Source organism: Pantoea sp. WMus005 (assembly GCF_013415305.1).
In the GTDB taxonomy this organism is placed as follows: Bacteria; Pseudomonadota; Gammaproteobacteria; order Enterobacterales; family Enterobacteriaceae; genus Pantoea; species Pantoea rara.
Window position 1 is genome coordinate 47,228 of record NZ_JACBXU010000001.1, and the last position, 22,704, is coordinate 69,931.

The 22,704-nt window shown below is 53.4% G+C and carries 25 protein-coding genes and 1 other RNA gene; 16 read left to right on the top strand and 10 right to left on the bottom strand.

The features are described from left to right. Positions 1–2 precede the first annotated feature (2 nt). The 3 genes from HZZ01_RS00220 to smpB form a co-directional block, all read right to left on the bottom strand. Positions 3–1,202 carry an integrase domain-containing protein gene (locus HZZ01_RS00220; RefSeq protein ID WP_179895006.1) on the bottom strand — a complete coding sequence of 400 codons (1,200 nt, stop codon included), beginning with the start codon at positions 1,200–1,202 and terminating at the stop codon, positions 3–5. Between the two features lie 192 nt (positions 1,203–1,394). Beyond that, positions 1,395–1,756: a transfer-messenger RNA gene (gene ssrA / locus HZZ01_RS00225) on the bottom strand. A 43-nt stretch (positions 1,757–1,799) separates the two neighbouring features. Continuing rightward, positions 1,800–2,282 (bottom strand): SsrA-binding protein SmpB, encoded by a 483-nt coding sequence (gene smpB / locus HZZ01_RS00230; RefSeq protein WP_010257694.1) that lies wholly within the window; start codon positions 2,280–2,282, stop codon positions 1,800–1,802. A gap of 158 nt (positions 2,283–2,440) precedes the next feature. Between smpB and HZZ01_RS00235 the strand changes: the two genes are divergently transcribed. Beyond that, a complete protein-coding gene (locus tag HZZ01_RS00235) occupies positions 2,441–2,875 on the top strand; it encodes a type II toxin-antitoxin system RatA family toxin (RefSeq protein ID WP_090958545.1) in 435 nt (144 codons plus the stop codon). Continuing rightward, positions 2,868–3,161, top strand: coding sequence for an RnfH family protein (locus HZZ01_RS00240; RefSeq protein ID WP_179895007.1), 294 nt, complete (start codon positions 2,868–2,870; stop codon positions 3,159–3,161). The genes HZZ01_RS00235 and HZZ01_RS00240 overlap by 8 nt, the downstream gene beginning before the upstream one ends. 94 nt (positions 3,162–3,255) lie before the next feature. Here the strand turns inward: HZZ01_RS00240 and bamE are convergent, their stop codons facing one another. The 3 genes from bamE to nadK form a co-directional block, all read right to left on the bottom strand. Then, positions 3,256–3,603, bottom strand: a complete 348-nt coding sequence (gene bamE, locus HZZ01_RS00245; protein ID WP_179895008.1) for an outer membrane protein assembly factor BamE — start codon at positions 3,601–3,603, stop codon at positions 3,256–3,258. Between the two features lie 186 nt (positions 3,604–3,789). Beyond that, positions 3,790–5,451 carry a DNA repair protein RecN gene (gene recN / locus HZZ01_RS00250; protein WP_179895009.1) on the bottom strand — a complete coding sequence of 554 codons (1,662 nt, stop codon included), beginning with the start codon at positions 5,449–5,451 and terminating at the stop codon, positions 3,790–3,792. A gap of 84 nt (positions 5,452–5,535) precedes the next feature. After that, on the bottom strand, positions 5,536–6,414 hold the full coding sequence (gene nadK, locus HZZ01_RS00255) for an NAD(+) kinase (RefSeq protein WP_179895010.1): 879 nt from the start codon (positions 6,412–6,414) through the stop codon (positions 5,536–5,538). A gap of 122 nt (positions 6,415–6,536) precedes the next feature. Between nadK and grpE the strand changes: the two genes are divergently transcribed. Continuing rightward, on the top strand, positions 6,537–7,118 hold the full coding sequence (gene grpE, locus HZZ01_RS00260; RefSeq protein ID WP_010257683.1) for a nucleotide exchange factor GrpE: 582 nt from the start codon (positions 6,537–6,539) through the stop codon (positions 7,116–7,118). Positions 7,119–7,177: 59 nt separating this feature from the next. Here the strand turns inward: grpE and ung are convergent, their stop codons facing one another. Beyond that, positions 7,178–7,858 (bottom strand): uracil-DNA glycosylase, encoded by a 681-nt coding sequence (ung, locus tag HZZ01_RS00265; RefSeq protein WP_179895011.1) that lies wholly within the window; start codon positions 7,856–7,858, stop codon positions 7,178–7,180. Positions 7,859–8,100: 242 nt separating this feature from the next. On the opposite strand from ung, the gene grcA reads away from it, so the two are divergent. Next, a complete protein-coding gene (gene grcA, locus HZZ01_RS00270) occupies positions 8,101–8,484 on the top strand; it encodes an autonomous glycyl radical cofactor GrcA (RefSeq protein ID WP_010672180.1) in 384 nt (127 codons plus the stop codon). A gap of 216 nt (positions 8,485–8,700) precedes the next feature. Here grcA and srmB read toward each other — a convergent pair whose 3' ends face one another. Then, positions 8,701–10,029 carry an ATP-dependent RNA helicase SrmB gene (gene srmB, locus HZZ01_RS00275; protein ID WP_010257676.1) on the bottom strand — a complete coding sequence of 443 codons (1,329 nt, stop codon included), beginning with the start codon at positions 10,027–10,029 and terminating at the stop codon, positions 8,701–8,703. Positions 10,030–10,194: 165 nt separating this feature from the next. On the opposite strand from srmB, the gene HZZ01_RS00280 reads away from it, so the two are divergent. Next, positions 10,195–10,944, top strand: a complete 750-nt coding sequence (locus HZZ01_RS00280) for a tRNA1(Val) (adenine(37)-N6)-methyltransferase (RefSeq protein ID WP_179895012.1) — start codon at positions 10,195–10,197, stop codon at positions 10,942–10,944. On the opposite strand, the gene nadB is transcribed toward HZZ01_RS00280, so the two are convergent. Then, complete coding sequence (nadB, locus tag HZZ01_RS00285; protein WP_179896995.1) at positions 10,929–12,548, bottom strand: L-aspartate oxidase; 1,620 nt, start codon at positions 12,546–12,548, stop codon at positions 10,929–10,931. The two genes, HZZ01_RS00280 and nadB, sit on opposite strands and share 16 nt — an antisense overlap. A 412-nt stretch (positions 12,549–12,960) precedes the next feature. On the opposite strand from nadB, the gene rpoE reads away from it, so the two are divergent. From rpoE to acpS, 11 genes are all read left to right on the top strand, one after another. Continuing rightward, positions 12,961–13,536 carry an RNA polymerase sigma factor RpoE gene (gene rpoE / locus HZZ01_RS00290; RefSeq protein WP_013358764.1) on the top strand — a complete coding sequence of 192 codons (576 nt, stop codon included), beginning with the start codon at positions 12,961–12,963 and terminating at the stop codon, positions 13,534–13,536. 30 nt (positions 13,537–13,566) lie between these two features. Continuing rightward, the gene (gene rseA / locus HZZ01_RS00295; RefSeq protein ID WP_179895013.1) at positions 13,567–14,220 is read left to right on the top strand and encodes an anti-sigma-E factor RseA; all 654 of its coding nucleotides are present in this window, start codon (positions 13,567–13,569) and stop codon (positions 14,218–14,220) included. Next, positions 14,220–15,176 (top strand): sigma-E factor regulatory protein RseB, encoded by a 957-nt coding sequence (gene rseB, locus HZZ01_RS00300; protein WP_179895014.1) that lies wholly within the window; start codon positions 14,220–14,222, stop codon positions 15,174–15,176. Before rseA ends, rseB begins: the two co-directional genes overlap by 1 nt. Beyond that, positions 15,173–15,637, top strand: coding sequence for a SoxR-reducing system protein RseC (rseC, locus tag HZZ01_RS00305; protein ID WP_179895015.1), 465 nt, complete (start codon positions 15,173–15,175; stop codon positions 15,635–15,637). The genes rseB and rseC overlap by 4 nt, the downstream gene beginning before the upstream one ends. A 218-nt stretch (positions 15,638–15,855) precedes the next feature. Continuing rightward, a complete protein-coding gene (gene lepA / locus HZZ01_RS00310) occupies positions 15,856–17,655 on the top strand; it encodes a translation elongation factor 4 (protein WP_179895016.1) in 1,800 nt (599 codons plus the stop codon). Between the two features lie 9 nt (positions 17,656–17,664). Next, entirely contained in the window at positions 17,665–18,639 is a 975-nt protein-coding gene (gene lepB, locus HZZ01_RS00315) for a signal peptidase I (RefSeq protein WP_179895017.1), read from the top strand. A gap of 131 nt (positions 18,640–18,770) precedes the next feature. Then, complete coding sequence (rnc, locus tag HZZ01_RS00320) at positions 18,771–19,451, top strand: ribonuclease III (protein WP_090958580.1); 681 nt, start codon at positions 18,771–18,773, stop codon at positions 19,449–19,451. 147 nt (positions 19,452–19,598) lie between these two features. Continuing rightward, positions 19,599–20,504, top strand: coding sequence for a GTPase Era (era, locus tag HZZ01_RS00325; RefSeq protein WP_010257653.1), 906 nt, complete (start codon positions 19,599–19,601; stop codon positions 20,502–20,504). A gap of 4 nt (positions 20,505–20,508) precedes the next feature. Beyond that, positions 20,509–21,237 (top strand): DNA repair protein RecO, encoded by a 729-nt coding sequence (recO, locus tag HZZ01_RS00330; protein ID WP_179896997.1) that lies wholly within the window; start codon positions 20,509–20,511, stop codon positions 21,235–21,237. Between the two features lie 72 nt (positions 21,238–21,309). Beyond that, positions 21,310–22,041 (top strand): pyridoxine 5'-phosphate synthase, encoded by a 732-nt coding sequence (gene pdxJ, locus HZZ01_RS00335; RefSeq protein WP_179895018.1) that lies wholly within the window; start codon positions 21,310–21,312, stop codon positions 22,039–22,041. Continuing rightward, positions 22,041–22,421 carry a holo-ACP synthase gene (gene acpS, locus HZZ01_RS00340; protein ID WP_179895019.1) on the top strand — a complete coding sequence of 127 codons (381 nt, stop codon included), beginning with the start codon at positions 22,041–22,043 and terminating at the stop codon, positions 22,419–22,421. The genes pdxJ and acpS overlap by 1 nt, the downstream gene beginning before the upstream one ends. Here the strand turns inward: acpS and HZZ01_RS00345 are convergent. Next, positions 22,418–22,666 carry a YfhL family 4Fe-4S dicluster ferredoxin gene (locus HZZ01_RS00345; RefSeq protein ID WP_179895020.1) on the bottom strand — a complete coding sequence of 83 codons (249 nt, stop codon included), beginning with the start codon at positions 22,664–22,666 and terminating at the stop codon, positions 22,418–22,420. The two genes, acpS and HZZ01_RS00345, sit on opposite strands and share 4 nt — an antisense overlap. Positions 22,667–22,704: the final 38 nt, after the last annotated feature.

A 22,704-nucleotide genomic window follows, 5' to 3' on the forward strand; every position in this document is an offset into this window, starting at 1 on the left:
AACTAATGCGAAAATGATTTCTTTACGAATAACCCCCACCAGTTCATTAAATCATAACGCGCAGCTAAGTATGTAGACCTATTGTAAGCACGGCGTACTTCATTTTTATCTGAATGAGCTAAAGCCGCCTCAATAATATCAGCATTGAATCCCTGCTCGTTGAGTGCAGTACTTGCGATTGAGCGTAGTCCATGAGCAACTAACTTACCATCATAGCCGATGCGTTTTAAAGCGGCGTTTGCAGTTTGGCTATTCATTGATTTTTTTGGATCATTCCTACTAGGGAAAACATGTTCCCTATGAGCGCTAATTGGCTTCATTACATCCAGAATCTCTAATGCTTGAGGTGATAAAGGAACAATGTGTTCCCGCTTAGCTTTCATCCGTTCGGCTGGAATAGTCCAGAGTTTCGCATGGAGATCGATCTCTACCCATCGAGCGCCAGAGGCCTCAGAAGGGCGCACAAGGGTCAGGAGCTGCCACTCAATAAGACAGCGGGTCGGAACAGATAGGTTCGACATGACTAGAGAACGCATCAGCATAGGCAATTCTTCCGGTGGAAGTGTTGGCATGTTTTGCTTTTTGGGTTTTTCAAAAGCCATACCAACGCCCGAAGCAGGATTCGCATCAATCAACCCTGTGTTGACTGCAAAAATCATAATCTCGTTAATGCGCTGCACTAATCGGCGAACTGTCTCAAGCGCCCCACGAGCTTTGATCGGCTCAAGCGCTTCAACGATCGTTCTGGCTTTAAGTAGTTGGACAGGAATTTCACCAATAGCGGGCAATACATCCTTTTCCAGCGATCGCCAAATATCCTTCGCGTAATCCTCAGTGACGCTTTTGCTTTTAATCAGGAACCACCTTCCGGCAACAACTGAAAAAATGCTATCCAGCTCAATTTGCCGTTGCTCTGATACTTCCTCTTGCTGTTTTTGCGGGTCGACACCTTGTGCAAGCAGCGTCAGATACTGGTCACGCATTTGGCGTGCGACAGCGAGCGTAAGGGCAGGGTAAGAACCCAGGCTGAGATTTGTACGACTGCTGCTTTCTGGCCGCTGGTAGCGAAAACGCCACAGCTTCTTACCAGACGTTTTGATGAGCAGAAAAAGCCCATCGCCATCATGCAGCGTGAAGTCTTTCTCTTGAGGCTTAGCTTTGAGGATTTCGTTATTGGTGAGGGGGCGTGTCATCCGCGCCATGACTGGTTTCCGTCCATAATTGGTACACGTTTTTAGCCCACATTATAGCGTGTACCAATTCGTGTACCAATTATCTCTGGATTCAGGCGGATCGTCTCGGAAGATTACAGACACAAAAAAGCCCGCAGGGCTTGTGCCGTGCGGGCTTTCAGGACTTCTGCGGATGGCACTGGAACCATCTTTGAAGAATTTTGGTGGAGCTGGCGGGAGTTGAACCCGCGTCCGAAATTACTACACCGTCGGCACTACATGCTTAGTCAGTTTTTACATTCGCCGGTTAGCTGCGAACAGACACGCCACTAACAGACTAGCCTGATTGGATTTAACGCTTCAACCCCAGGCAAGGCATCCACGCGATCTCTTTTGGGTTTGACTTCTCTTGATCCCCGTCTTAAGAGCGGAAGCTAGGGAGAGAAGGCTCTAAGCAGGTTATTAAGCTGCTAGTGCGTAGTTTTCGTCGTTTGCGACTATTTTTTTGCGGCTTTTTACGAGGCAAACCGCCCCTCGGCATGCTCCTAAGGCTTCACAATCCCGTCGAGTCCAGAATCAGCCCCAGAACTTCAAATACTAGCAACAAAACAAATTAAAATCCAGTGCTTAACGCTTTGAATTCTTCATGATACGTGCTTTGTCTAACTGCCATTCGCGGTCTTTGATGTCGTCGCGCTTGTCATGCTCTTTCTTACCGCGTGCAACACCAATCTTCAGTTTGCACCAGGCATTCTTCCAGTACAACGACAGTGCCACGATGGTGTAACCTTCGCGGTTCACGCGGCCATACAGGGAGTCGAGTTCACGTTGCTTCAACAGTAGCTTACGACTGCGTGTCGGATCACAGACCACATGGCTGGAGGCAACGGCTAAGGGTTGAAAGGTTGAACCGAACAGAAAGGCTTCGCCATCGCGCAGCAGAATATAGCTGTCGCTGATGTTGGCTTTACCGGCACGAAGTGATTTAACTTCCCATCCTTGTAACGACAATCCCGCTTCATACTCCTCTTCAATGAAGTACTCGTGGCGGGCGCGTTTGTTCATGGCAACAGTGGCAGAACCGGGTTTGTGTGCTTTTTTCTTTGTCATAGTGCGGCGTATTTTACATCACTTAGTCGGTTATCGCATCCCCAGTCCAGCGGGGCGGCAGGAAACGGGATATTCTAGCACACCCTCACCAGGGGACATTTTTGTTTAATCGCTGAAAATGCTATTATTCAGCGGTTTTGTGATGAACAGGAACCATTATGGCTCAGATTAGTCGTTCGGCGCTGGTCCCGTTTAGTGCCGGGCAGATGTACAAACTTGTAAATGATGTAGATGCTTATCCGCAATTCCTGCCGGGTTGCACCGGAAGCCGTGTGCTGGATGCGTCTGATAATCAGATGACGGCGTCCGTGGATGTGTCGAAAGCGGGCATCAGTAAGACATTTACCACCCGCAATACTCTCACGGATAACCAGAGCATCCATATGCAACTGGTTGATGGGCCATTCCGTAAACTGACCGGTGGCTGGACGTTTGTCTCGCTGGGTGATGACGCCTGCAAGGTTGAGTTGAGCCTGGAGTTCGAGTTCACCAATATGCTGGTAGAGATGGCCTTTGGACGTATCTTCAAAGAGCTGGCCAACAGCATGGTGCAGGCTTTCACCCAGCGCGCCAAAGAGGTTTACCGTGCCTGACATCTCCGTCGAGGTGGTCTATGCCTTGCCTGAAAAGCAGTATCAGCTTTACGTGAAAGTGGAGCAGGGCAGCACGGTAGAGCATGCCATCCTGAAATCAGGTTTGCTTGAATTGCGTCGGGAGATTGATCTCGCCAGCAATAAGGTCGGTATCTATAGTCGGCCTGTGAAACTGGATGATGTGGTGAATGAGGGCGATCGTATCGAAGTTTATCGTCCGCTGATTGCCGATCCTAAAGAGTTACGCAGGCAGCGCGCAGAGCGAGCGGCAGAAAGCAAAAAATAAGCCGTATCCCGCCATACTCAGCGGATAACAGGCATAAAAAAGGCGCTCAGTGCGCCTTTTTTGCTGTCTGACTTTCAAACGTTCTCTCGTTCAGTCAGTCGTTGTTCGGTGACAGATTCTGTTTGTTGTCGATGTTAGTCAGCACACCTTTACCATCGAAGTTTAGCGTCAGCGTCTGCTGTTTCACGCTTTCATGACCTGGCTCCTGACGGAAAACGTAATACCAGACGTTGCTGCCAAACGGATCTTTCATCATCGGCGTACCGAGCGTGTAAGCCACCTGCTGCTGTGTCATACCGGTATGGATCTTGGCCACATCGTTGGCAACCAGATAGTTACCCTGGTTGATATCAGGACGATAGACCACGCGCTCTAAGGTGGAACATCCGGCGGTCATCATCAACATTACCACTGCCGCGGCAGTCAGCGTTTTACAGCGCATCTATACATTCCTTTTCCGGGGCCAAACGCCTTTTACAGGCGGCTTTCTTGCCATCAAAATCTGAACTCTGCCTGCGGCAGGCTTTATTACTCTGGCGACATAAGTGCCGATGATAATAAACCTTTTCGCCGTTGGAAACCTCTACAGAGCAAGCTTATGACCACGGTGAGTTAAAAAAGTGCGCTGCTATGCGGCTAAAAGTTCTTTTGCGTTGGCCAGAGTATTGCGGGTGACCTCGCTGCCGCCCAGCAGTCGCGCCAGTTCCTGCAGACGCGCCCGCTTGTCCAGCGGCTGCATATGGGTTTCAGTCATCGCGCCATCAGTCTCTTTGCTGACATAGAAATGCTGATGACCGCAACCGGCAACCTGCGGCAGGTGAGTTACGCACATTACCTGGGTCGATTCACCCAGCTGACGCAGCAGTTTACCGACGACGGCGGCGGTCGGGCCGCTGATTCCGACATCCACTTCATCGAAAATCATCGCCGGTGTTTCCATTTTCTTCGCGGTAATCACCTGAATCGCCAGCGCGATACGTGACAGTTCACCACCGGAAGCCACTTTACCGAGTGGCTGCAGTGGCTGGCCTGGGTTAGTGGTGACCTGGAAATCGACGCGGCTCGCGCCGTCTGCTGTCAGATGATCCGGATTAAAGGTCAGCGCGATTTTAAACTGGCCATGCGGCATAGAAAGCAGATGCATACTCTGGGTAATCAGCTGCTGCAGCTCATCGGCGTACTGGCTGCGCTGCTCATGCAACTGCTCTGCGCTGTGCAGCGCGGCCTGATAGTGTTCACCCACCAGTGACTGCAGGCTTTCCTGATCGCTCTCATGCTGTGACAGCAGCTCTGCTTCCGCCAGCAGTTGCTGATGCAGTTCAGGCAGTGCTTCTGGCGTGACGTGATGCTTACGCGCCAGAGCAATCTGGCGTGAAATACGCTGTTCCAGCTCATACAGTCGGTTAGGGTCCAGATCCAGGCTGTCGCAGTAGTGGCGCAGCTCGTCGCTGGCTTCGGTCAGCTGAATCGCCGCTTCTTCCAGCAGGTTATGAACGCCGTTCAGCTTATCATCCAGAGAAGTCAGTTCTGAAATCATCTCACGCGCGCTGTAAAGCAGGCTGTTGAGATTCGTATCATCGCTGTCGGCTAACAGTTGCAGCGCCTGCTGACTGGTCGACAACAGCTGTCCGCTATTGGCCAGACGCTTGTACTCTTCGTCGATCTGCTCATATTCACCCTGTTGTGGCGCGAAGTCGTTCAGCTCTTTCAGCTGATACTGCAACAGCTCGCGACGTGATTCACGCTCCTGCGCCTGCTGCTGATGCAGCGCCACGGTGCGGCAGCTCTGATGCCAGGTCTGATAGCTGGTACGCATTTGCTGCAACAGATCGTCATGACCGGCATAGGCATCCAGCAGATGTTTCTGGTGGTCGGGTTTGAGCAGAAGCTGATGGGCATGCTGACCGTGGATCTGAATCAGCAACTGGCCGAGATCGCGCAGTTGAGAGAGCGGCACCGCTGTGCCATTGATAAAGCCGCGCGAACGTCCGTCAGCGCTGATTACCCGGCGCAGCAAACATTCGTTGCCCTCATCCAGATGATTATCCATCAGCCAGCGCTGGGCAGAAGGGGAGGACTTCAGCTGGAAGCGGGCGCAGAGGTCAGCCCGGCTGGCACCCTGACGCACCATGTCAGCATCAGCACGACCGCCCAGACATAATCCCAGCGCATCAATTGCGATAGACTTGCCGGCACCGGTCTCACCAGTGATTGCTGTCATGCCGCGTTGGAAATCAATGTCGAGCTCACGAACGATAGCGAAATTACTGATGGTCAGTTGGGCCAGCATAGGTTCACCTGTATGAATAAACACATATGGTTTTTCATACAGTATAAACTGGTTTTTTATCCAGTAAAGGGGAGAGGCGGGTTTTCAGAACAATTTTTTTGACCAGCCCAGTTTTGAACTCAGCGTGTTGAAATAGCTGTAGTTTTTAGGATGGATTAAATCGAGGTGACCGGAACTGCGTCTAATCAGTACATCCTCGCCTTCCTGGATGGGCAGCGCAATCTGGCTGTCACAGCTGATTTCCAGGTCGCTGCGACGTGAAGAAAAGCGCAGACGGATGGTACTGCTGCTGTTGATCACCAGTGGCCGCGCCGATAGCGTATGCGGGAACATCGGCACCAGCACGATCGCTTCGAGTGACGGCGTCAGAATCGGTCCGCCCGCAGAGAGTGAATAGGCGGTAGAGCCGGTGGGCGTCGAGATAATCAGACCGTCTGATCGCTGGGAAAAGGCGAACACTTCATCGATGTAGACTTCAAATTCGATCATGTGCGCGACTTTGCCGGGATGCAGCACTACTTCGTTGATGGCGGAGCCAATACGCGGCGAACAGTCAGATTTGCACACCTGCGCTTCCAGCAGAAAGCGGCTTTCGACGAAGTAGTTGCCCTGCAGCACCTCATCCAGTTGTTGCTGCGCGTTGTCCGGGTCCAGGTCAGTGAGAAAACCGAGATTACCACGGTTGATGCCAATCACTTTGATGTCGTAACGCGCCAGCACTCGCGCTGCGCCCAGCATATTGCCGTCACCGCCCACCACGACCGCTAAATCAGCCTGCTGGCCAATCTCCGCCAGCGTACCTGTCTGCACATCGTGAAGCGACAGCTCCTGTGCAATTTGCTTCTCAACGATCACTTGATAACCTTTGGCTGTCAGCCAGCGCCAGAGCATCTCATGCGTGGTTAACGCGGTGGGATGGCGCGGATGACCCACAATGCCAATGCAGTTAAAGTGTTTGTTCATCTGGTCGGTGTTCCTTATAAGCCAAAACGGTAAGGCAATGTGATAGGTTCCCTTGAATCCGTCATACCAATCCCCATAATAAGCCAACCAGCGAAATGAATGTGCAAAACGCGGAGAAATTCATGAGTAGTAAAGAACAGAACACCCCAAACGAGCAAGTCTCAGACGAAATTCAGCAGGATCAGCAGCAACCTCAGGAAGCGGAGACAGCGGCAGAGGTGGATCCGCGTGATGAGCGTATCGCTCAGCTCGAAGCTGAATTAGCGCAGTCGCAGACTGGTGTGCGTGATGCCCAGCTGCGTGCGCAGGCAGAAATTGAGAACATTCGTCGTCGTGCAGAGATGGACGTTGAGAAGGCGCATAAATTTGCGCTGGAGAAGTTTGCCAACGAATTGCTGCCGGTGATCGATAGCCTGGAACGTGCGCTGGAAGTGGCGAACAAAGAAGACCCACAGCTGGCATCCATGATTGAAGGGATTGAACTGACCCTGAAAGGACTGCTGGGTGCCGTGCGTAAATTCGGTGTTGAAGTGGTCGGCGAAACCGGCGTGCCATTTAACCCGGAAGTGCATCAGGCGATGTCGATGATGGAGTCTGAAGAGTTTGAACCTAACCATGTCATGCTGGTGATGCAGCGTGGCTATACACTGAATGGTCGCCTGCTGCGCCCGGCGATGGTTGCGGTTTCAAAAGCGAAAAGCTGATTCAACGCCTGAATCCCGTTACACGGCCGCGCACTGACGCGGCCGTGTGCTTTCTGGCGTTATGCCGGTAGCACCGGGGTCCAGTCCACCGGCTTTTTGCCGGCCGCGTTCAGCAATTCATTGGTCGTCGAAAAGTGTTTGCTGCCGAAAAAGCCACGGTGCGCGGAGAGCGGTGAAGGATGCGGTGCCTGCAACACATGATGGCGCTTCCGATCAATAATGCTGCCTTTCTTCTGCGCGTGTGAGCCCCACAGCAGAAAAATCACCCCTTCACAGTGCTGGTTAATCGCCGCAATCACGTTATCGGTAAAAGTCTCCCAGCCGAATCGCGCATGAGAATGGGCTTTGCCCGCTTCAACCGTCAACACCGTGTTCAGCAACATTACACCCTGTTTCGCCCAGCTCTCAAGAAAGCCGTGGTCAGGCTTCTGAAAGCCGGGAATATCCTGCACCAGCTCTTTGTAGATATTCTGCAATGAAGGTGGCACCTGAACGCCGGGCAGTACCGAGAAGGCAAGTCCATGCGCCTGATTCGGCCCGTGATAAGGATCCTGACCCAGGATGACGACGTTGACGTCACCCAGCTCCGTCAGGCGAAAAGCGTTGAACACATCTTTCTGTGGCGGATAGACCGTAACACCGGCGGTGCGTCGATCGGCGACCTGCTTCAGCGTCTCAATAAAATAGGGTTTCTCTTTCTCTTCAGCCAGCACGTCGTGCCAGGTCAGCTTTTCAGCCATGTTTAACTCCCTTAGCGTTAGTACCGTAAGCTTAGCGGTTCCAGCCCCCGACCTGAAGGCAAAATAATTTGAATAATACAAATTAAGTTGAACTGGCAGGGTTTTTGAGATCAAGGGCTTAGCGGAAAAGCCGCCATAACGCCTGATTAATATTGACACAGGTCAAGGCTGACCAAAATGAAGAGTGCTATACCGGGGGCCTCAAATTTGATTTATTCACGCATTATCCGGGAGACGCAATCATGATCACTGGTATCCAGATCACGCAATCAAACAATTCACAACTACTGAACTCCTTCTGGCTGCTGGACGAAGAGAAAGCCGAAGCGCGTTGCCTGTGTGCAAAAGCGGGCTACGAAGAAGATCAGGTTGTCGCTATCAGCGAACTGGGTGAGTTCGCTTACCGTGAAGTACCGGTTGAAATCAAACCGCAGGTGCGTGTTGAAGGCGGACAGCATCTGAACGTCAACGTTCTGCGTCGCGAAACGCTGGAAGATGCGGTTAAACATCCAGAAAACTACCCGCAGCTGACCATTCGCGTTTCAGGCTATGCCGTGCGTTTTAACTCACTGACGCCTGAACAGCAGCGTGACGTGATTACCCGTACCTTTACTGAAAGTCTTTAATCAGCCTGAATTAACAGGTGATGAAAATAAGTGCAAAGCGCACACAGCAATTTTATCAATGGTATGAAAGAGATAAAAAGTTAATAGCCCGGCTTCGATAGTCTGTTTTCAAAAAGAAAGCATTCTCGTAGTAAAAGTATTGTGAAAGGGTTGTTACTGATTATCAGATAAAAAAAATCGCCTCCTGTGAGGCGATTTTTTTAACCCTGCGATGATTTATTCCGCATTCTCGTTAGCTGGCGTACTGCCGCTTGCCTTACGGCGTTTGCCGACATTTTTGGCGTCACGATGGCGTTTTTTTACACGCGGTTTTTCTGTTTCACTGGCTTTCTGCTCTGCACGCTTCGCCAGTACTTTTTTCGACGGTTTCCCCGTAGTTTTGGCACTTGGCGCTCGCGTCTCAGGACGCAGCTCATCAATCACACGGGCTTTGATCGGCTCGTTCACATAGCGGGTGATTTTGCCCAACAGGACGAAATCGTGCGCTTCAACCAGTGAGATGGCGATGCCTTTACGACCTGCACGACCGGTACGACCGATGCGGTGCAGATAGGTATCAGCAGTGCGCGTCATATCATAATTAAAGACGTGACTGACATCCTCAACATCGATGCCGCGCGCGGCGATATCCGTCGCAACCAGCACGTTAACGCGACCTTCACTCAGACGTTTAATCGCTTCGTTACGTTTCGCCTGCACCATTTCGCCTTCAAGATAGCTGCTACGAATCCCCGCTTCGTGCAACCAGCTCACCAGCTCATGCAGACGTTCACGCTTACGCACGAAAACGATGCTGCGTGTCACATCCGGCTGCTTCAACAGATGAATCAGTAATTTGGTCTTATGCTGCAGATCATCAGCGCGGTAGTACCACTGCTGGATCTTTTTGCGCTCACGACGGCTAGGATCTGCTTCCAGCTCAACCGGATCGTTCAGCAGACGCTCGGCGAAGTCACGGATGTTGTCGCCTTCCAGCGTGGCGGAAAACAGCAGAGTTTGCTTGCGCCAGCGCGTTTCAGCCGCGATGGTTTCGATATCCTGGGCAAAGCCCATATCGAGCATACGGTCCGCTTCATCCAGCACCAGGGTTTCTACGGCGCGGCAGTCAAAGTTCTCTTCTTTGATGTACTGCAGCAGACGGCCGGTGGTCGCGACCACGATGTCCTGATTTTCGCTGAACACTTCGGCATGGTTCATGTAAGCCACGCCGCCGGTAATGGTGGCGATATCCAGATGGGTATGTTTCGCCAGCTCACGCGCATGGTCGGCGACCTGCATCGCCAGTTCACGGGTTGGAGTCACAATCAGGATGCGGGGTGGCCCGGATTTCTTGCGCGGAAAATCAAGCAGGTGCTGCAACGCCGGTAACAGATATGCGGCGGTTTTCCCGGTCCCTGTAGGTGCCGAACCCAGAACGTCACGACCCTCCAGTGCGGGCGGAATTGCAGCGGCCTGGATCACTGTTGGGCGCGTAAAGCCTTTTTCCTGCAACGCTTGTAGCAGGCTTTCGTCAAGTTCGAGTTCGGAAAATGTGGTTACTGTCATGGTCTACCTCAGTTTGGGGCGCTGATTATAGACAGATCAGACTGAATCTTCATCTGTTAATCCGTTTCGGCTGCGCCTGGGGTTGTCTGCCGCGTGAATTCCCTCTGTCGCCACGTTACACTTATGCGCTGCCGTACGGCAGGAAAAAAACGATGGTAGTGACGAATGATGCAGGATAAGCCGCGTGAACGGCCACAGTTAAACAAGAACGGATTTACCTTTAAACAATTTTTTGTCGCGCACGATCGCTGTGCGATGAAAGTGGGCACCGATGCCATCCTGCTCGGGGCCTGGGCGCCGGTTGCCGGGATAAGACGCATTCTGGATATTGGCAGCGGCAGCGGCTTGATTGCGCTGATGCTGGCGCAGCGTACGCCGGCGCCGGTCCACATCGATGCGGTGGAATTAGAACCGGAAGCCGCACAACAGGCGCAGGAGAATGTGCAGCAGTCGCCGTGGCCGGAGCGTATTCAGGTTCATCAGCAGGATATCGCCGACTGGGCTGAGCAGTGCGATAAACGTTACTCGCTGATTGTCAGCAATCCCCCTTATTTCGCGCCGGGCGTGGCCTGTTCTACCGCGGCTCGGGACAGCGCACGCGCAACGGCCTCGCTCGATCATCAGACGCTATTACGCAGTGCAGCACTACTGATTGAAGAAGAGGGAATGTTCTGTGTGGTGCTGCCCACCGCCACCGGCCAGGATTTTATTGAGCTGGCGCAGGCGGATGGCTGGTATCTGCGCTTCCGGCTGGACGTGGCGGAATATGCCCATCGTCTGCCACATCGCGTCGTGCTGGGTCTGTCGCCGCAGGCCGGTGAGACGCTGCTGGAGCGTCTCGCAATCCGCGCGCCAGACACCCGCTATTCAGATGAGTGGTGCAGCCTGACGCGGGAGTTTTATCTCTTCATGTAGCCTGGCGGCGTCAGAATGGTCGGCAGCGCCTCTGGCAGTAAATCCGGATAGTCGCGGATATAGTGCAGGCCGCGACTCTCTTTTCGTTCCAGCGCACAGCGCACCATCAGGTCAGCGACCTGCACCAGATTCCGCAGCTCCAGCAGATTATTGGAGAGCCGGAAATGGCGATAATATTCATCGATCTCCTGCTGAAGGAGGTTGATGCGGCGCAACGCCCGTTCCAGCCGTCGGGTAGTGCGCACGATTCCCATGTAATCCCACATGAATAACCGTAGCTCGTGCCAGTTATGCTGGATCACTACGCGCTCATCGGCGTCATCAACCTGACTTTCATCCCATGCTGGCAGCGCAGTGACGGCTTCGATGGTGGGCAGGGTACGGAGCAGCTCTTCTGCCGCGGACCAGCCATAGACCAGACACTCCAGCAGTGAGTTGGATGCCATGCGGTTAGCGCCGTGCAGGCCGGTGTAACTCACCTCACCAATGGCAAAGAGGCCACTGACGTCGGTCTGACCGTGCTGATCAACGACCACGCCACCACAGGTGTAATGCGCGGCGGGCACAATCGGGATCGGCTCTTTAGTGAGGTCAAAGCCAAAGGTCAGCAACTTCTCATAGATCATCGGGAAGTGTGCGCGAACAAATTCTTCAGGCTGGTGGCTGATGTCCAGATACATACAGTCGACGCCAAGGCGCTTCATTTCATGATCGATTGCCCGGGCGACGATATCACGCGGGGCCAGTTCGGCACGCTCATCAAAATCGGGCATGAAACGGCTGCCATCGGGACGCAACAGCCAGGCACCTTCACCGCGTAACGCTTCGGTTAACAGGAAATTCTGCGCCTGCGGATGAAACAGACAGGTCGGATGGAACTGGTTAAATTCCAGATTGGCGACCCGGCAGCCCGCGCGCCAGGCCATTGCGATGCCATCACCGGAGGCGATGTCGGGGTTGGTGGTATATTGATAGACTTTAGCGGCACCGCCGGTTGCGACCACTACGGCCCGCGCCCGACAGGTTTCAACCTGCTCGCGATTACGGTTCCAGATCCACGCACCCACCACCCGACGTGGGCCTGGCTGGCCGATTTTATCTGAAAGGATCAGATCGACTGCGTTGGTGCGTTCCAGAATCCGGACGTTGGGATGACTTAATGCCTGGCTCACCAGGGTAGTTTCCACCGCGTGGCCGGTGGCGTCTGCGCTGTGCAGGATGCGGCGATGACTATGGCCGCCTTCGCGGGTCAGGTGATAGCGCATATCGCCTGCCGCCTGCGGATCAAGATCAAAGGCAACGCCATTGTCGATCAACCACTGCACGCAATGCCGGGCATTGCTGGCAATAAACGAGACCGCTTCACGGTCACATAATCCTGCGCCAGCAATCAGCGTATCCTCTATGTGCGACTCGATGCTGTCCGTCTCATCAAATACCGCTGCAATACCGCCCTGGGCGTACAGGGTTGAACCTTCATTGACCTGCGCTTTACTGAGAACGGTCACCTGATACTGTTTTGCCAGCCGTAAAGCCAGCGACAGACCGGCGGCACCGCTGCCAACAATTAATACATCACACTCATAATCCGGGGTCACATTCATCATGATGTTTAATTTACTAAACAAGAATGCGTATGAGCATAAGCGCAATGGGGTGATCTGTGAAGTATTTTAAACAGCATTTGCCGCTATTCGTCAGATGATTTCTCAAAGTTACTTATAATCAGTGAGTTAAAATCGCGTCGTATCAGACCTGGTTTTTTATAGCAAACTTATTAAACCTAAAGGATTTAATGATGAAAAAGCTGTTGTCATAGGTTACTCTGCCTGCGATTTACGCGCCTTACACTAAACGAAAACGAACAACCTGTGTAATGTCCACTGGAGCGGTAAATATCAGGGCGAAAAGTGAACTTCGCACCACATCACAACTCTAAGCGCATGCTTGCTCAGAACATGAGATGTGCTGGCAGTTACTTTTGCATATGAAAAATTTGGGGAGATATTACCTCGGATGAGCGAGCAGTTAACGGATCAGGTCCTTGTCGAGCGGGTTCAGAAGGGAGATCAAAAAGCGTTCAACTTACTGGTAATTCGTTACCAGCATAAAGTGGCGAGTTTGGTTTCACGCTATGTCCCCTCAGGCGACGTCCCTGATGTAGTACAGGAATCATTTATTAAAGCGTATCGCGCACTGGACTCTTTCCGGGGCGATAGCGCGTTTTATACCTGGCTGTACCGCATTGCGGTAAATACAGCGAAAAATTACCTGGTTGCTCAGGGGCGCCGTCCGCCATCCAGCGATGTGGATGCGATTGACGCAGAAAATTTTGAAAGTGCGGGTGCATTAAAAGAAATTTCGAACCCTGAGAACTTAATGTTGTCTGATGAATTGAAACAAATTGTCTTTCGTACCATCGAGGCGCTACCCGAGGACTTGCGTATGGCAATCACCCTCAGGGAACTGGACGGTCTGAGTTATGAAGAGATCGCCGTCATTATGGATTGCCCGGTAGGCACTGTTCGATCACGTATCTTCCGTGCGCGAGAGGCCATTGATAACAAAGTTCAACCGCTTATCCAACGTTAGTGATAACGGCTACTGGAAGGGTACATAGGCATGCAGAAAGAAAAACTTTCCGCTTTAATGGATGGTGAGACCTTAGATAACGAGCTGTTTTCCGCCTTGTCTAAGGACGCAGAATTGCAGAAAAGCTGGGCGAGCTATCATCTCATCCGCGATACCCTGCGTGGTGATGTGGGTGATGTCCTGCACTTCGATATCTCTGCGCGCGTCGCTGCTGCCATCGAACAAGAACCGCTGCGAACGGTTACCACGCTGATCTCTGAAGCTCAGCCAGAACCTTCCCGCTGGGAAAAAATGCCGTTCTGGAAAAAAGCGCGCCCATGGGTTGCGCAACTGACTCAGGTGGGTGTAGCTGCCTGTGTTTCACTGGCAGTGATCGTGGGTGTTCAGCACTACAATCAGCCTGCGGGCAGCGCCACGCAGACCTCTGATTCGCCGGTGTTCAATACCATGCCGATGATGGGGAAAGCCTCGCCAGTGAGCCTGGGCGTACCGTCTGATGCTTTTGACACTAACAGCTCCAATCAGCAGGTTCAGGACCAGCGTCGTCGCGTAAATGCCATGCTGCAGGATTATGAACTGCAACGTCGCCTGCACGCTGACCAGCTGCAATTCGAAACCAACGCGCCAAAACAGGCGCAGGTTGATGTTCCCGGAAACCAGTCATTAGGACAGCAACAGCAGTAATGAAGCCGCTTTGGTATGCTGTTAGCCTGCTGACAGGCAGCCTGTTGTGGTCATCTGCCGCCCCGGCGCAAACCAGCGCGTCCGGGGCGCTATTGCAGCAGATGGAGCAGGCAAGTCAGAACCTCAATTACGAATTCGCCTATATCAACGTCTCGCGCATTGGCATCGAATCGCTGCGTTATCGTCACGCTGTGATTGATAACCGCATATTCGCGCAGCTGTTGCAGATGGACGGTCCACGTCGGGAAGTCATCCAGCGTGGTAACGATATTAGCTATTTCGAACCTGGCCTCGATCCTTTCTCACTTCCTGGCAATCACATTATCGATGCCTTGCCATCGGTGATTTTTGCTGACTTCACCAAGCTCGCCTCCGCCTACGATTTTATTACCGTTGGCCGGTCGCGTATCGCCGATCAGATGTGTGATGTATTGCGCATCGTTTCGCGCGATGGTACCCGTTACAGCTATGTGGTGTGGCTGGATGTAGACACCAGGTTACCGCTACGTATCGACCTGCTGGATCGTGACGGCGAGACGCTGGAGCAGTTCCGCGTCATTAGCTTTGCGGTAGATGAAGGGGTGCGTAACCTGATGCAGGGGCTGGAGAAAGCGAATCTACCGCCATCGCTCTCCGTGCCGAAAGGGGATCCGGTCAAACTCGCCTGGCAGCCAGGCTGGATACCCGCCGGGATGTCGCTGGTGTCGCAGAACCGTCGTACGCTGCCGGGGCTGGACAAAAATATGGAGTCGAAGCTCTACAGCGATGGTCTGTTTAGTTTCGCAATCAACGTGACGCCAACCGATAAAACCAGTACAACGCAGACATTGCGCACTGGACGTCGTACGGTTCAGACCGTTGTACGTAATAATAACGAAATTGCGGTGATTGGCGAGTTACCGCCGGCAACCGCAAAACGTATTGCGGATAGCATCGACCTGGGGTCACAAAAATGATGAGAGAATGGGCCACCGTGGTGGCATGGCAGAATGGCATCGCGACACTGCACACTGAAGCAAAAACATCCTGCAATAGCTGCCAGGCGCGTAAAGGCTGCGGCAGCCATATGCTGAATAAACTCGGTCCGAAGAATGCGCACGTGATGCAGATCGCCAGCAGCAAGCCACTGCAACCGGGGCAGCGTATCGAATTAGGCATTAAAGAAAGCAGCCTGCTCGGTTCTGCGCTGCTGGTCTACATGACCCCGCTGTTTGGCCTGTTCGTAGTTGCCGGCCTGTTTCAGGCGCTGTTCAGCAGTGATTTAGCTGCGGCCTGTGGTGCGCTGCTGGGCGGCATTGGCGGCTTTATTGTCGCTAAAGGCGTTTCAATGAAATTCGGCGATCGCGAAGCTTTTCAACCGGTCATTCTGAACATTGCTTTGCCCCCTGATGCGCTGCGTGTTGAAAGCGAAGCGTAACGTACGTCCAGGCCGCGCATCCCGCGGCCTTTGTCCATTCTGCCTTGCGCAGATATCTGTTTCGCTTCCACCACGTTCCATTCTTTTATGCGCGGCGTTAACAGTGTAATATGCGTCGTCATTAATGAGGCTGACAGGATTGTGGGTAAAGAGCGATCTTCCTGAATGTGTCTGTGCTCAGGTTTTCAACTGAATTTTAAGCGAAGATATCCCAATAAATGAAGCACATAAGAAATTTCTCCATCATCGCTCATATCGACCATGGTAAATCTACGCTCTCTGACCGTCTGATTCAGATCTGTGGCGGCCTCACCGCTCGTGAAATGGCTGCGCAGGTTCTCGACTCTATGGATCTGGAGCGCGAGCGTGGCATCACCATCAAAGCCCAGAGCGTGACACTCGATTACCACGCGAAAGACGGCCAAACTTACCAGCTCAATTTCATCGATACCCCAGGCCACGTAGACTTCTCTTACGAAGTTTCCCGCTCACTGGCCGCCTGTGAAGGCGCGCTGCTGGTGGTGGATGCCGGTCAGGGTGTTGAAGCGCAGACACTGGCGAACTGCTATACCGCGATGGAGATGGATCTGGAAGTGGTGCCGGTTCTGAACAAAATTGACCTGCCTGCAGCCGATCCCGATCGTGCCGCACAGGAAATTGAAGATATCGTCGGCATTGATGCAACGGATGCGGTGCGCTGTTCAGCCAAAACCGGCGTCGGCGTACCGGAAGTGCTGGAACGCTTAGTGCGTGACATACCGCCGCCGGAAGGCGATCCGGAAGGCCCGCTGCAGGCACTGATTATCGACTCCTGGTTTGATAACTACCTGGGCGTTGTCTCTCTGGTGCGTGTGAAAAACGGCACCATGCGCAAAGGCGACAAGATTAAAGTCCTGAGCACCGGCCAGATTTATAACGCCGACCGTCTGGGTATTTTCACCCCGAAACGTGTCGACCGTAATGAACTGAACTGCGGTGAAGTGGGCTGGCTGGTCTGCGCCATCAAAGATATCCTCGGCGCACCGGTAGGCGATACGCTGACAACCGCACGTAATCCGGCAGACAAAGCGCTGCCAGGCTTCAAAAAAGTGAAGCCGCAGGTTTACGCCGGTCTGTTCCCAATCAGCTCTGACGACTATGAAGCGTTCCGTGATGCGCTCGGCAAGCTGAGCCTGAACGATGCCTCGCTGTTCTATGAGCCAGAAAGCTCAACGGCGCTGGGCTTTGGTTTCCGCTGCGGCTTCCTCGGCCTGCTGCACATGGAGATCATCCAGGAGCGTCTTGAGCGCGAATACGATCTCGACCTGATCACCACCGCACCCACGGTAGTGTATGAAGTCGTAACCACCAGCGGCGATATCGTTCATGTCGACAGCCCATCCAAGCTGCCCGCGCTGAACAATATTGAAGAGCTGCGTGAACCGATTGCGGAGTGTCACATGCTGCTGCCGCAGGAGTATCTGGGCAATGTGATCACGCTGTGTATTGAGAAGCGTGGCGTGCAGACCAACATGGTTTACCACGGCAATCAGGTTGCACTGACTTACGAAATTCCGATGGCAGAAGTGGTCCTCGACTTCTTTGACCGTCTGAAATCAACCTCGCGTGGTTATGCCTCGCTGGATTACAACTTTAAACGTTTCCAGCCTTCAGACATGGTGCGCGTCGACGTACTGATTAACTCTGAACGTGTGGATGCGCTGGCGCTGATTACCCACCGCGACAACGCGCCTTATCGCGGACGCGATCTGGTTGAGAAAATGAAAGAACTCATCCCGCGTCAGCAGTTCGATATTGCGATTCAGGCTGCCATCGGTAACCACATCATTGCGCGTTCAACGGTTAAACAGCTGCGTAAAAACGTTCTCGCCAAGTGTTATGGCGGTGACGTGAGCCGTAAAAAGAAACTGTTGCAGAAACAGAAAGATGGTAAGAAGCGTATGAAGCAGGTTGGTAACGTTGAGCTGCCACAGGAAGCGTTCCTCGCCATTCTGCATGTCGGTAAGGACAGCAAATAAGGATTTCCAATGGCTAATATGTTCGCCCTGATTCTGGCGATAGCGACGCTGATTACTGGCATCGTATGGGTAATTGATCGTTTTAAATGGGCACCTGCACGTCGCGCGAAACAGGCTGAAGTGCAGGCCCAGACCGGTAACTCGCTCGACAGCAAAACGCTGGCGAAGGTCGCGGCAAAGCCAGGCTGGATTGAGACCACCGCGTCTGTGTTCCCGGTGCTGGCTGTGGTTTTCATCGTGCGTTCGTTTATCTACGAACCCTTCCAGATTCCCTCTGGTTCGATGATGCCAACGCTGCTGATTGGTGATTTTATCCTGGTGGAGAAATTCGCTTACGGTATTAAAGATCCGATTACCCAGACGACGCTGATCCCAACGGGTCAGCCGAAGCGCGGCGACATCGCAGTATTTAAATACCCGAAAGATCCGAGCCTGGATTACATTAAGCGCGTTATCGGCCTGCCAGGCGACAAAGTCATCTATGATCCTTACAGCAAAACGCTGACGGTGAAGCCGACCTGTAGTGACGATAAAGCCTGTGATACAGCGTTAGCGGTGACGTATACCGACGTTGAGCCAAGTAACTTTATTCAGACCTTTAGCGGCTTTGATGGCAACGAAACGGGCAACGGTTTCTATCAGGTGCCGCAGGGCGATACCATGCGTGGTGGTCTGCGCCTGGCCACCCGTAAAGAGACGATCGGTAACGTGACGCATGACATTCTGCTGGTAAATGAAGCGCAGAGCCAGGCAGGTATGTATTATCAACAGCCGGGTCAGCCGCAGTCGAGCTGGGTCGTGCCGAAAGGGCAATACTTCATGATGGGCGACAACCGTGATAACAGCGCAGACAGCCGCTACTGGGGCTTTGTCCCGGAGCGTAACCTGGTCGGTAAAGCGGTCGCTATCTGGATGAGCTTTGAAAAACAAGAAGGCCAGTGGCCAACCGGCGTGCGATTCAGTCGCATCGGCGGTATCCACTAACAACATTGTCTGATTAGCAGGCAATTCGGGTGGCCTCCTCAGGGAGGCCACTGCACACCAAACGGAACGTGTTGGATTACCAGCCCCGTTTGGTATGCAGAGTCACAGACGCAACAAAGAACTGGAATCGCATGAACCCCATCCTGATTAACAAGCTTCAGCGCAAACTGGGCTACACTTTTACTCATTCGGAACTGTTACAGCAGGCCCTGACTCACCGCAGCGCCAGCAGTAAACACAACGAACGCCTGGAATTCCTGGGCGATTCAATTCTTAGCTATGTGATTGCGAATGCCCTTTATCACCGCTTCCCGCGTGTGGATGAAGGTGACATGAGCCGCATGCGCGCCACGCTGGTGCGCGGCAATACGCTGGCTGAAATGGCTCGCGAATTTGATATTGGCGAGTGCCTGCGCCTGGGGCCAGGCGAGCTGAAAAGCGGCGGTTTCCGTCGTGAATCTATTCTTGCAGATACGGTGGAGGCGCTCATTGGCGGAATCTTCCTCGACAGCGGTATTGAGCGGGTAGAGCAGCTGATCCTCGACTGGTATCAGAGCCGTCTGGACGAAATCAGTCCTGGCGACAAACAAAAAGATCCGAAAACGCGCCTGCAGGAGTATCTGCAGGGACGTCATCTGCCGCTGCCAAGTTATCTGGTAGTCCAGGTGCGTGGCGAAGCCCACGATCAGGAATTCACCATTCACTGTCAGGTGAGTGGCATGGCCGAGCCGGTCGTCGGCGTCGGCTCCAGCCGTCGTAAAGCCGAGCAGGCAGCGGCTGAACAGGCACTGATAAAATTAGGTCTCGAATAGGTTTGTCGGGGTGACAGGTGCCTGAACTGGCGCTGAATCCATTACCCTCTGACAGTTCTATCACGGCGTCAGAAGACGCTGAATGACATATGACTCAAATAGCACTCTTTCGGCGCCGCATCCGGCGCTGAACAATTCAGGACTCGAATGAGCGAAAACGTTACTTATTGCGGCTTTGTCGCGATTGTTGGCCGACCAAACGTCGGTAAATCCACCTTACTGAACCAGTTGCTGGGGCAGAAGGTGTCGATCACCTCGCGTAAGCCGCAAACCACGCGCCATCGCATCATGGGCATTCACACCGAGGGCGAATATCAGGCGATTTACGTCGATACCCCGGGCCTGCACATGGAAGAGAAGCGCGCGATTAACCGTCTGATGAACCGTGCAGCCAGCAGTTCGATTGGCGACGTAGAACTGGTGATCTTCGTGGTTGAAGGCACCCGCTGGACGCCAGATGATGAGATGGTGTTGGGCAAACTGCGCGACAATAAAGTGCCGGTCGTGCTGGCGATCAATAAGGTCGACAACATTCAGGATAAAAGCATTTTGCTGCCGCATCTGCAATTCCTGAGCCAGCAGATGAACTTCCTCGATATCGTGCCTATCTCTGCTGAGAGCGGCAAAAACGTCGATACCATTGCGGCCATTACCCGCAAGCATCTGCCACAGGCTGATCATCACTTCCCGGAAGATTACATCACTGACCGTTCACAGCGTTTCATGGCATCAGAGATGATCCGTGAAAAACTGATGCGCTTTCTGGGTGCTGAACTGCCTTACTCCGTCACGGTTGAAATCGAGCGATTCGTCACCAACGAACGCGGCGGTTACGACATCCATGGTCTGATCCTGGTTGAGCGTGAAGGGCAGAAGAAGATGGTAATTGGCAACAAAGGCGCCAAAATCAAAGTCATCGGAACAGAAGCGCGCAGGGACATGGAAGAGATGTTCGAAGCGAAAGTGCATCTCGAACTGTGGGTGAAAGTGAAATCCGGCTGGGCAGATGACGAACGTGCTCTGCGCAGCCTGGGTTATACAGACGATCTCTGATTCAATGGAAGGCTGGCAACGCGCCTTTGTGCTGCATAGTCGTCCCTTCAGCGAAACCAGTCTGCTGCTCGACCTGTTCAGCGAAAATGAAGGGCGGGTGCGGGTACTGGCTAAGGGCGCACGTTCCCGGCGCTCACATCTGAAAGGCGCGTTACAACCTTTTACCCCGCTCCTGGTTCGCTGGAGCGGGCGAGGGGAAGTCAAAACCCTGCGCAATGCCGAAGCGGTGTCGCTGGCTTTACCGCTCAGCGGCATCACGCTTTACTGCGGTCTCTACGTCAATGAGCTGGTCTCGCGCGTATTGCAGCAGGAATCTCCCTTCCCGGAACTCTTCTTCGACTATCTCAACTGTCTTCAGGCATTAGCCTCAACGCACGGCAAGCCCGAACCGGCACTGCGACGCTTTGAACTGGCACTGCTCGGTCACCTTGGATATGGCGTCGACTTTCTGCACTGCGCGGGCAGCGGCGAGCCGGTCAGCGATGACATGACGTATAGCTATCGTGAAGAGCGTGGCTTTATCGCCAGTCTGGTGGTTAACAATCGCAGCTTTACCGGCCGCGAGTTGCAGGCCCTGTGCGAGCGAGAGTTTCCCGATGCCGATACCCTGCGCGCCGCGAAGCGCTTTACGCGCATCGCCCTGAAACCCTATCTTGGCGGTAAGCCGCTGAAAAGCCAGGAGCTGTTCCGCCAGTTTATCCCGAAGAAAAAGCCCGAACAGTCAGAAGAATAGCGCGGGTCGTACCGCCTGGTTAAATAAGCGCGGTACACTCAACATCACGATGGAAAAGAAGTGAGGATGGTCATGGCTGAGTTGCTGTTAGGCGTCAATATCGATCACATTGCCACGGTGCGTAACGCGCGTGGGACAAACTATCCCGATCCGGTGCAGGCGGCGTTTATCGCCGAACAGGCGGGCGCAGACGGCATTACCGTGCACCTGCGTGAAGATCGCCGTCACATTACCGATCGTGACGTGCGTATTTTGCGTGACACTATCCAGACGCGCATGAATCTGGAGATGGCGGTCACCGATGAGATGATCGGCATCGCCTGTGATATCCAGCCCCATTTCTGCTGCCTGGTGCCGGAAAAGCGTCAGGAAGTCACCACTGAAGGGGGACTGGATGTGGCGGGACAGCAGGAGAAGATGAATGCGGCCGTACGACTGCTGAAAGATGCAGGCATTCTGGTTTCGCTGTTTATCGATGCCGATCACCGCCAGATCGAAGCGGCCGTTGCTACCGGTGCGCCTTACATCGAAATTCACACCGGCGCTTATGCCGAAGCACCTGAGGGACTGGCGCGTGACGCTGAGCTGGCACGCATCCGTCACGCCGCGACATTCGCCGCCAGTCTGGGGCTGAAGGTCAACGCCGGTCACGGTCTGACCTACCATAACGTGTTACCGATTGCGGCGCTGCCGGAAATGCATGAGCTGAATATCGGCCATGCGATTATCGGTCGTGCGGTGATGAATGGGCTGCCGGATGCAGTCAAAGAGATGAAACAGCTGCTGCGTGAAGCCCGCCGCTGATGGCTATTCTCGGACTGGGTACAGACATTGTTGAGATTGAACGCATCGCCGGGGTGATAGAGCGCTCTGGCGACCGGCTGGCGCGTCGGGTGCTGAGCGAAGCTGAATGGCAGCAGTATCAGACGCACAAACAGCCGGTGCGCTTTCTCTCCAAACGCTTTGCGGTCAAAGAGGCGGCAGCCAAAGCCTTTGGCACCGGTATTCGTGGGGGGCTGGCGTTTAATCAGTTTGAAGTTTACAACGATGCGCTGGGAAAACCGGAGTTACGCTTCTTTCAGCATGCTGCTGACGTGGCGGAGAGGCTGGGCGTTAAGCACGTTCACGTCACCCTGGCCGATGAACGTCACTACGCCTGCGCCACGGTGATCATTGAAAGCTAGCCGTGCAGCAGTACAAACTTTTCCCACAGCGCATCGCGTGATTCGGTGTGCTGTGGGTCAATGATAATGGTGTTGTCGATGGGGCAGACCTGCTGGCAGGTGGGTACCTCATAATGTCCGACGCATTCCGTGCAGCGGCTGACATCTATCTCATAGATCGCATCGCCCAGCGAAATCGCCTGGTTCGGGCACTCCGGTTCACACATATCGCAGTTAATGCATCTGGACGTAATCAACAGCGCCATTTTACCCACCTGATAACAACAGAAAAAGCGCGGGTATT

Excerpts from the sequence above, each read along its gene's own strand:
- HZZ01_RS00220 (WP_179895006.1), bottom strand. The coding sequence starts at position 1,202 with ATGGCGCGGATGACACGCCCCCTCACCAATAACGAAATCCTCAAAGCT.
- smpB (WP_010257694.1), bottom strand. The coding sequence starts at position 2,282 with ATGACAAAGAAAAAAGCACACAAACCCGGTTCTGCCACTGTTGCCATG.
- HZZ01_RS00235 (WP_090958545.1), top strand. The coding sequence starts at position 2,441 with ATGGCTCAGATTAGTCGTTCGGCGCTGGTCCCGTTTAGTGCCGGGCAG.
- bamE (WP_179895008.1), bottom strand. The coding sequence starts at position 3,603 with ATGCGCTGTAAAACGCTGACTGCCGCGGCAGTGGTAATGTTGATGATG.
- recN (WP_179895009.1), bottom strand. The coding sequence starts at position 5,451 with ATGCTGGCCCAACTGACCATCAGTAATTTCGCTATCGTTCGTGAGCTC.
- nadK (WP_179895010.1), bottom strand. The coding sequence starts at position 6,414 with ATGAACAAACACTTTAACTGCATTGGCATTGTGGGTCATCCGCGCCAT.
- grpE (WP_010257683.1), top strand. The coding sequence starts at position 6,537 with ATGAGTAGTAAAGAACAGAACACCCCAAACGAGCAAGTCTCAGACGAA.
- ung (WP_179895011.1), bottom strand. The coding sequence starts at position 7,858 with ATGGCTGAAAAGCTGACCTGGCACGACGTGCTGGCTGAAGAGAAAGAG.
- grcA (WP_010672180.1), top strand. The coding sequence starts at position 8,101 with ATGATCACTGGTATCCAGATCACGCAATCAAACAATTCACAACTACTG.
- srmB (WP_010257676.1), bottom strand. The coding sequence starts at position 10,029 with ATGACAGTAACCACATTTTCCGAACTCGAACTTGACGAAAGCCTGCTA.
- HZZ01_RS00280 (WP_179895012.1), top strand. The coding sequence starts at position 10,195 with ATGATGCAGGATAAGCCGCGTGAACGGCCACAGTTAAACAAGAACGGA.
- nadB (WP_179896995.1), bottom strand. The coding sequence starts at position 12,548 with ATGAATGTGACCCCGGATTATGAGTGTGATGTATTAATTGTTGGCAGC.
- rpoE (WP_013358764.1), top strand. The coding sequence starts at position 12,961 with ATGAGCGAGCAGTTAACGGATCAGGTCCTTGTCGAGCGGGTTCAGAAG.
- rseA (WP_179895013.1), top strand. The coding sequence starts at position 13,567 with ATGCAGAAAGAAAAACTTTCCGCTTTAATGGATGGTGAGACCTTAGAT.
- rseB (WP_179895014.1), top strand. The coding sequence starts at position 14,220 with ATGAAGCCGCTTTGGTATGCTGTTAGCCTGCTGACAGGCAGCCTGTTG.
- rseC (WP_179895015.1), top strand. The coding sequence starts at position 15,173 with ATGATGAGAGAATGGGCCACCGTGGTGGCATGGCAGAATGGCATCGCG.
- lepA (WP_179895016.1), top strand. The coding sequence starts at position 15,856 with ATGAAGCACATAAGAAATTTCTCCATCATCGCTCATATCGACCATGGT.
- lepB (WP_179895017.1), top strand. The coding sequence starts at position 17,665 with ATGGCTAATATGTTCGCCCTGATTCTGGCGATAGCGACGCTGATTACT.
- rnc (WP_090958580.1), top strand. The coding sequence starts at position 18,771 with ATGAACCCCATCCTGATTAACAAGCTTCAGCGCAAACTGGGCTACACT.
- era (WP_010257653.1), top strand. The coding sequence starts at position 19,599 with ATGAGCGAAAACGTTACTTATTGCGGCTTTGTCGCGATTGTTGGCCGA.
- recO (WP_179896997.1), top strand. The coding sequence starts at position 20,509 with ATGGAAGGCTGGCAACGCGCCTTTGTGCTGCATAGTCGTCCCTTCAGC.
- pdxJ (WP_179895018.1), top strand. The coding sequence starts at position 21,310 with ATGGCTGAGTTGCTGTTAGGCGTCAATATCGATCACATTGCCACGGTG.
- acpS (WP_179895019.1), top strand. The coding sequence starts at position 22,041 with ATGGCTATTCTCGGACTGGGTACAGACATTGTTGAGATTGAACGCATC.
- HZZ01_RS00345 (WP_179895020.1), bottom strand. The coding sequence starts at position 22,666 with ATGGCGCTGTTGATTACGTCCAGATGCATTAACTGCGATATGTGTGAA.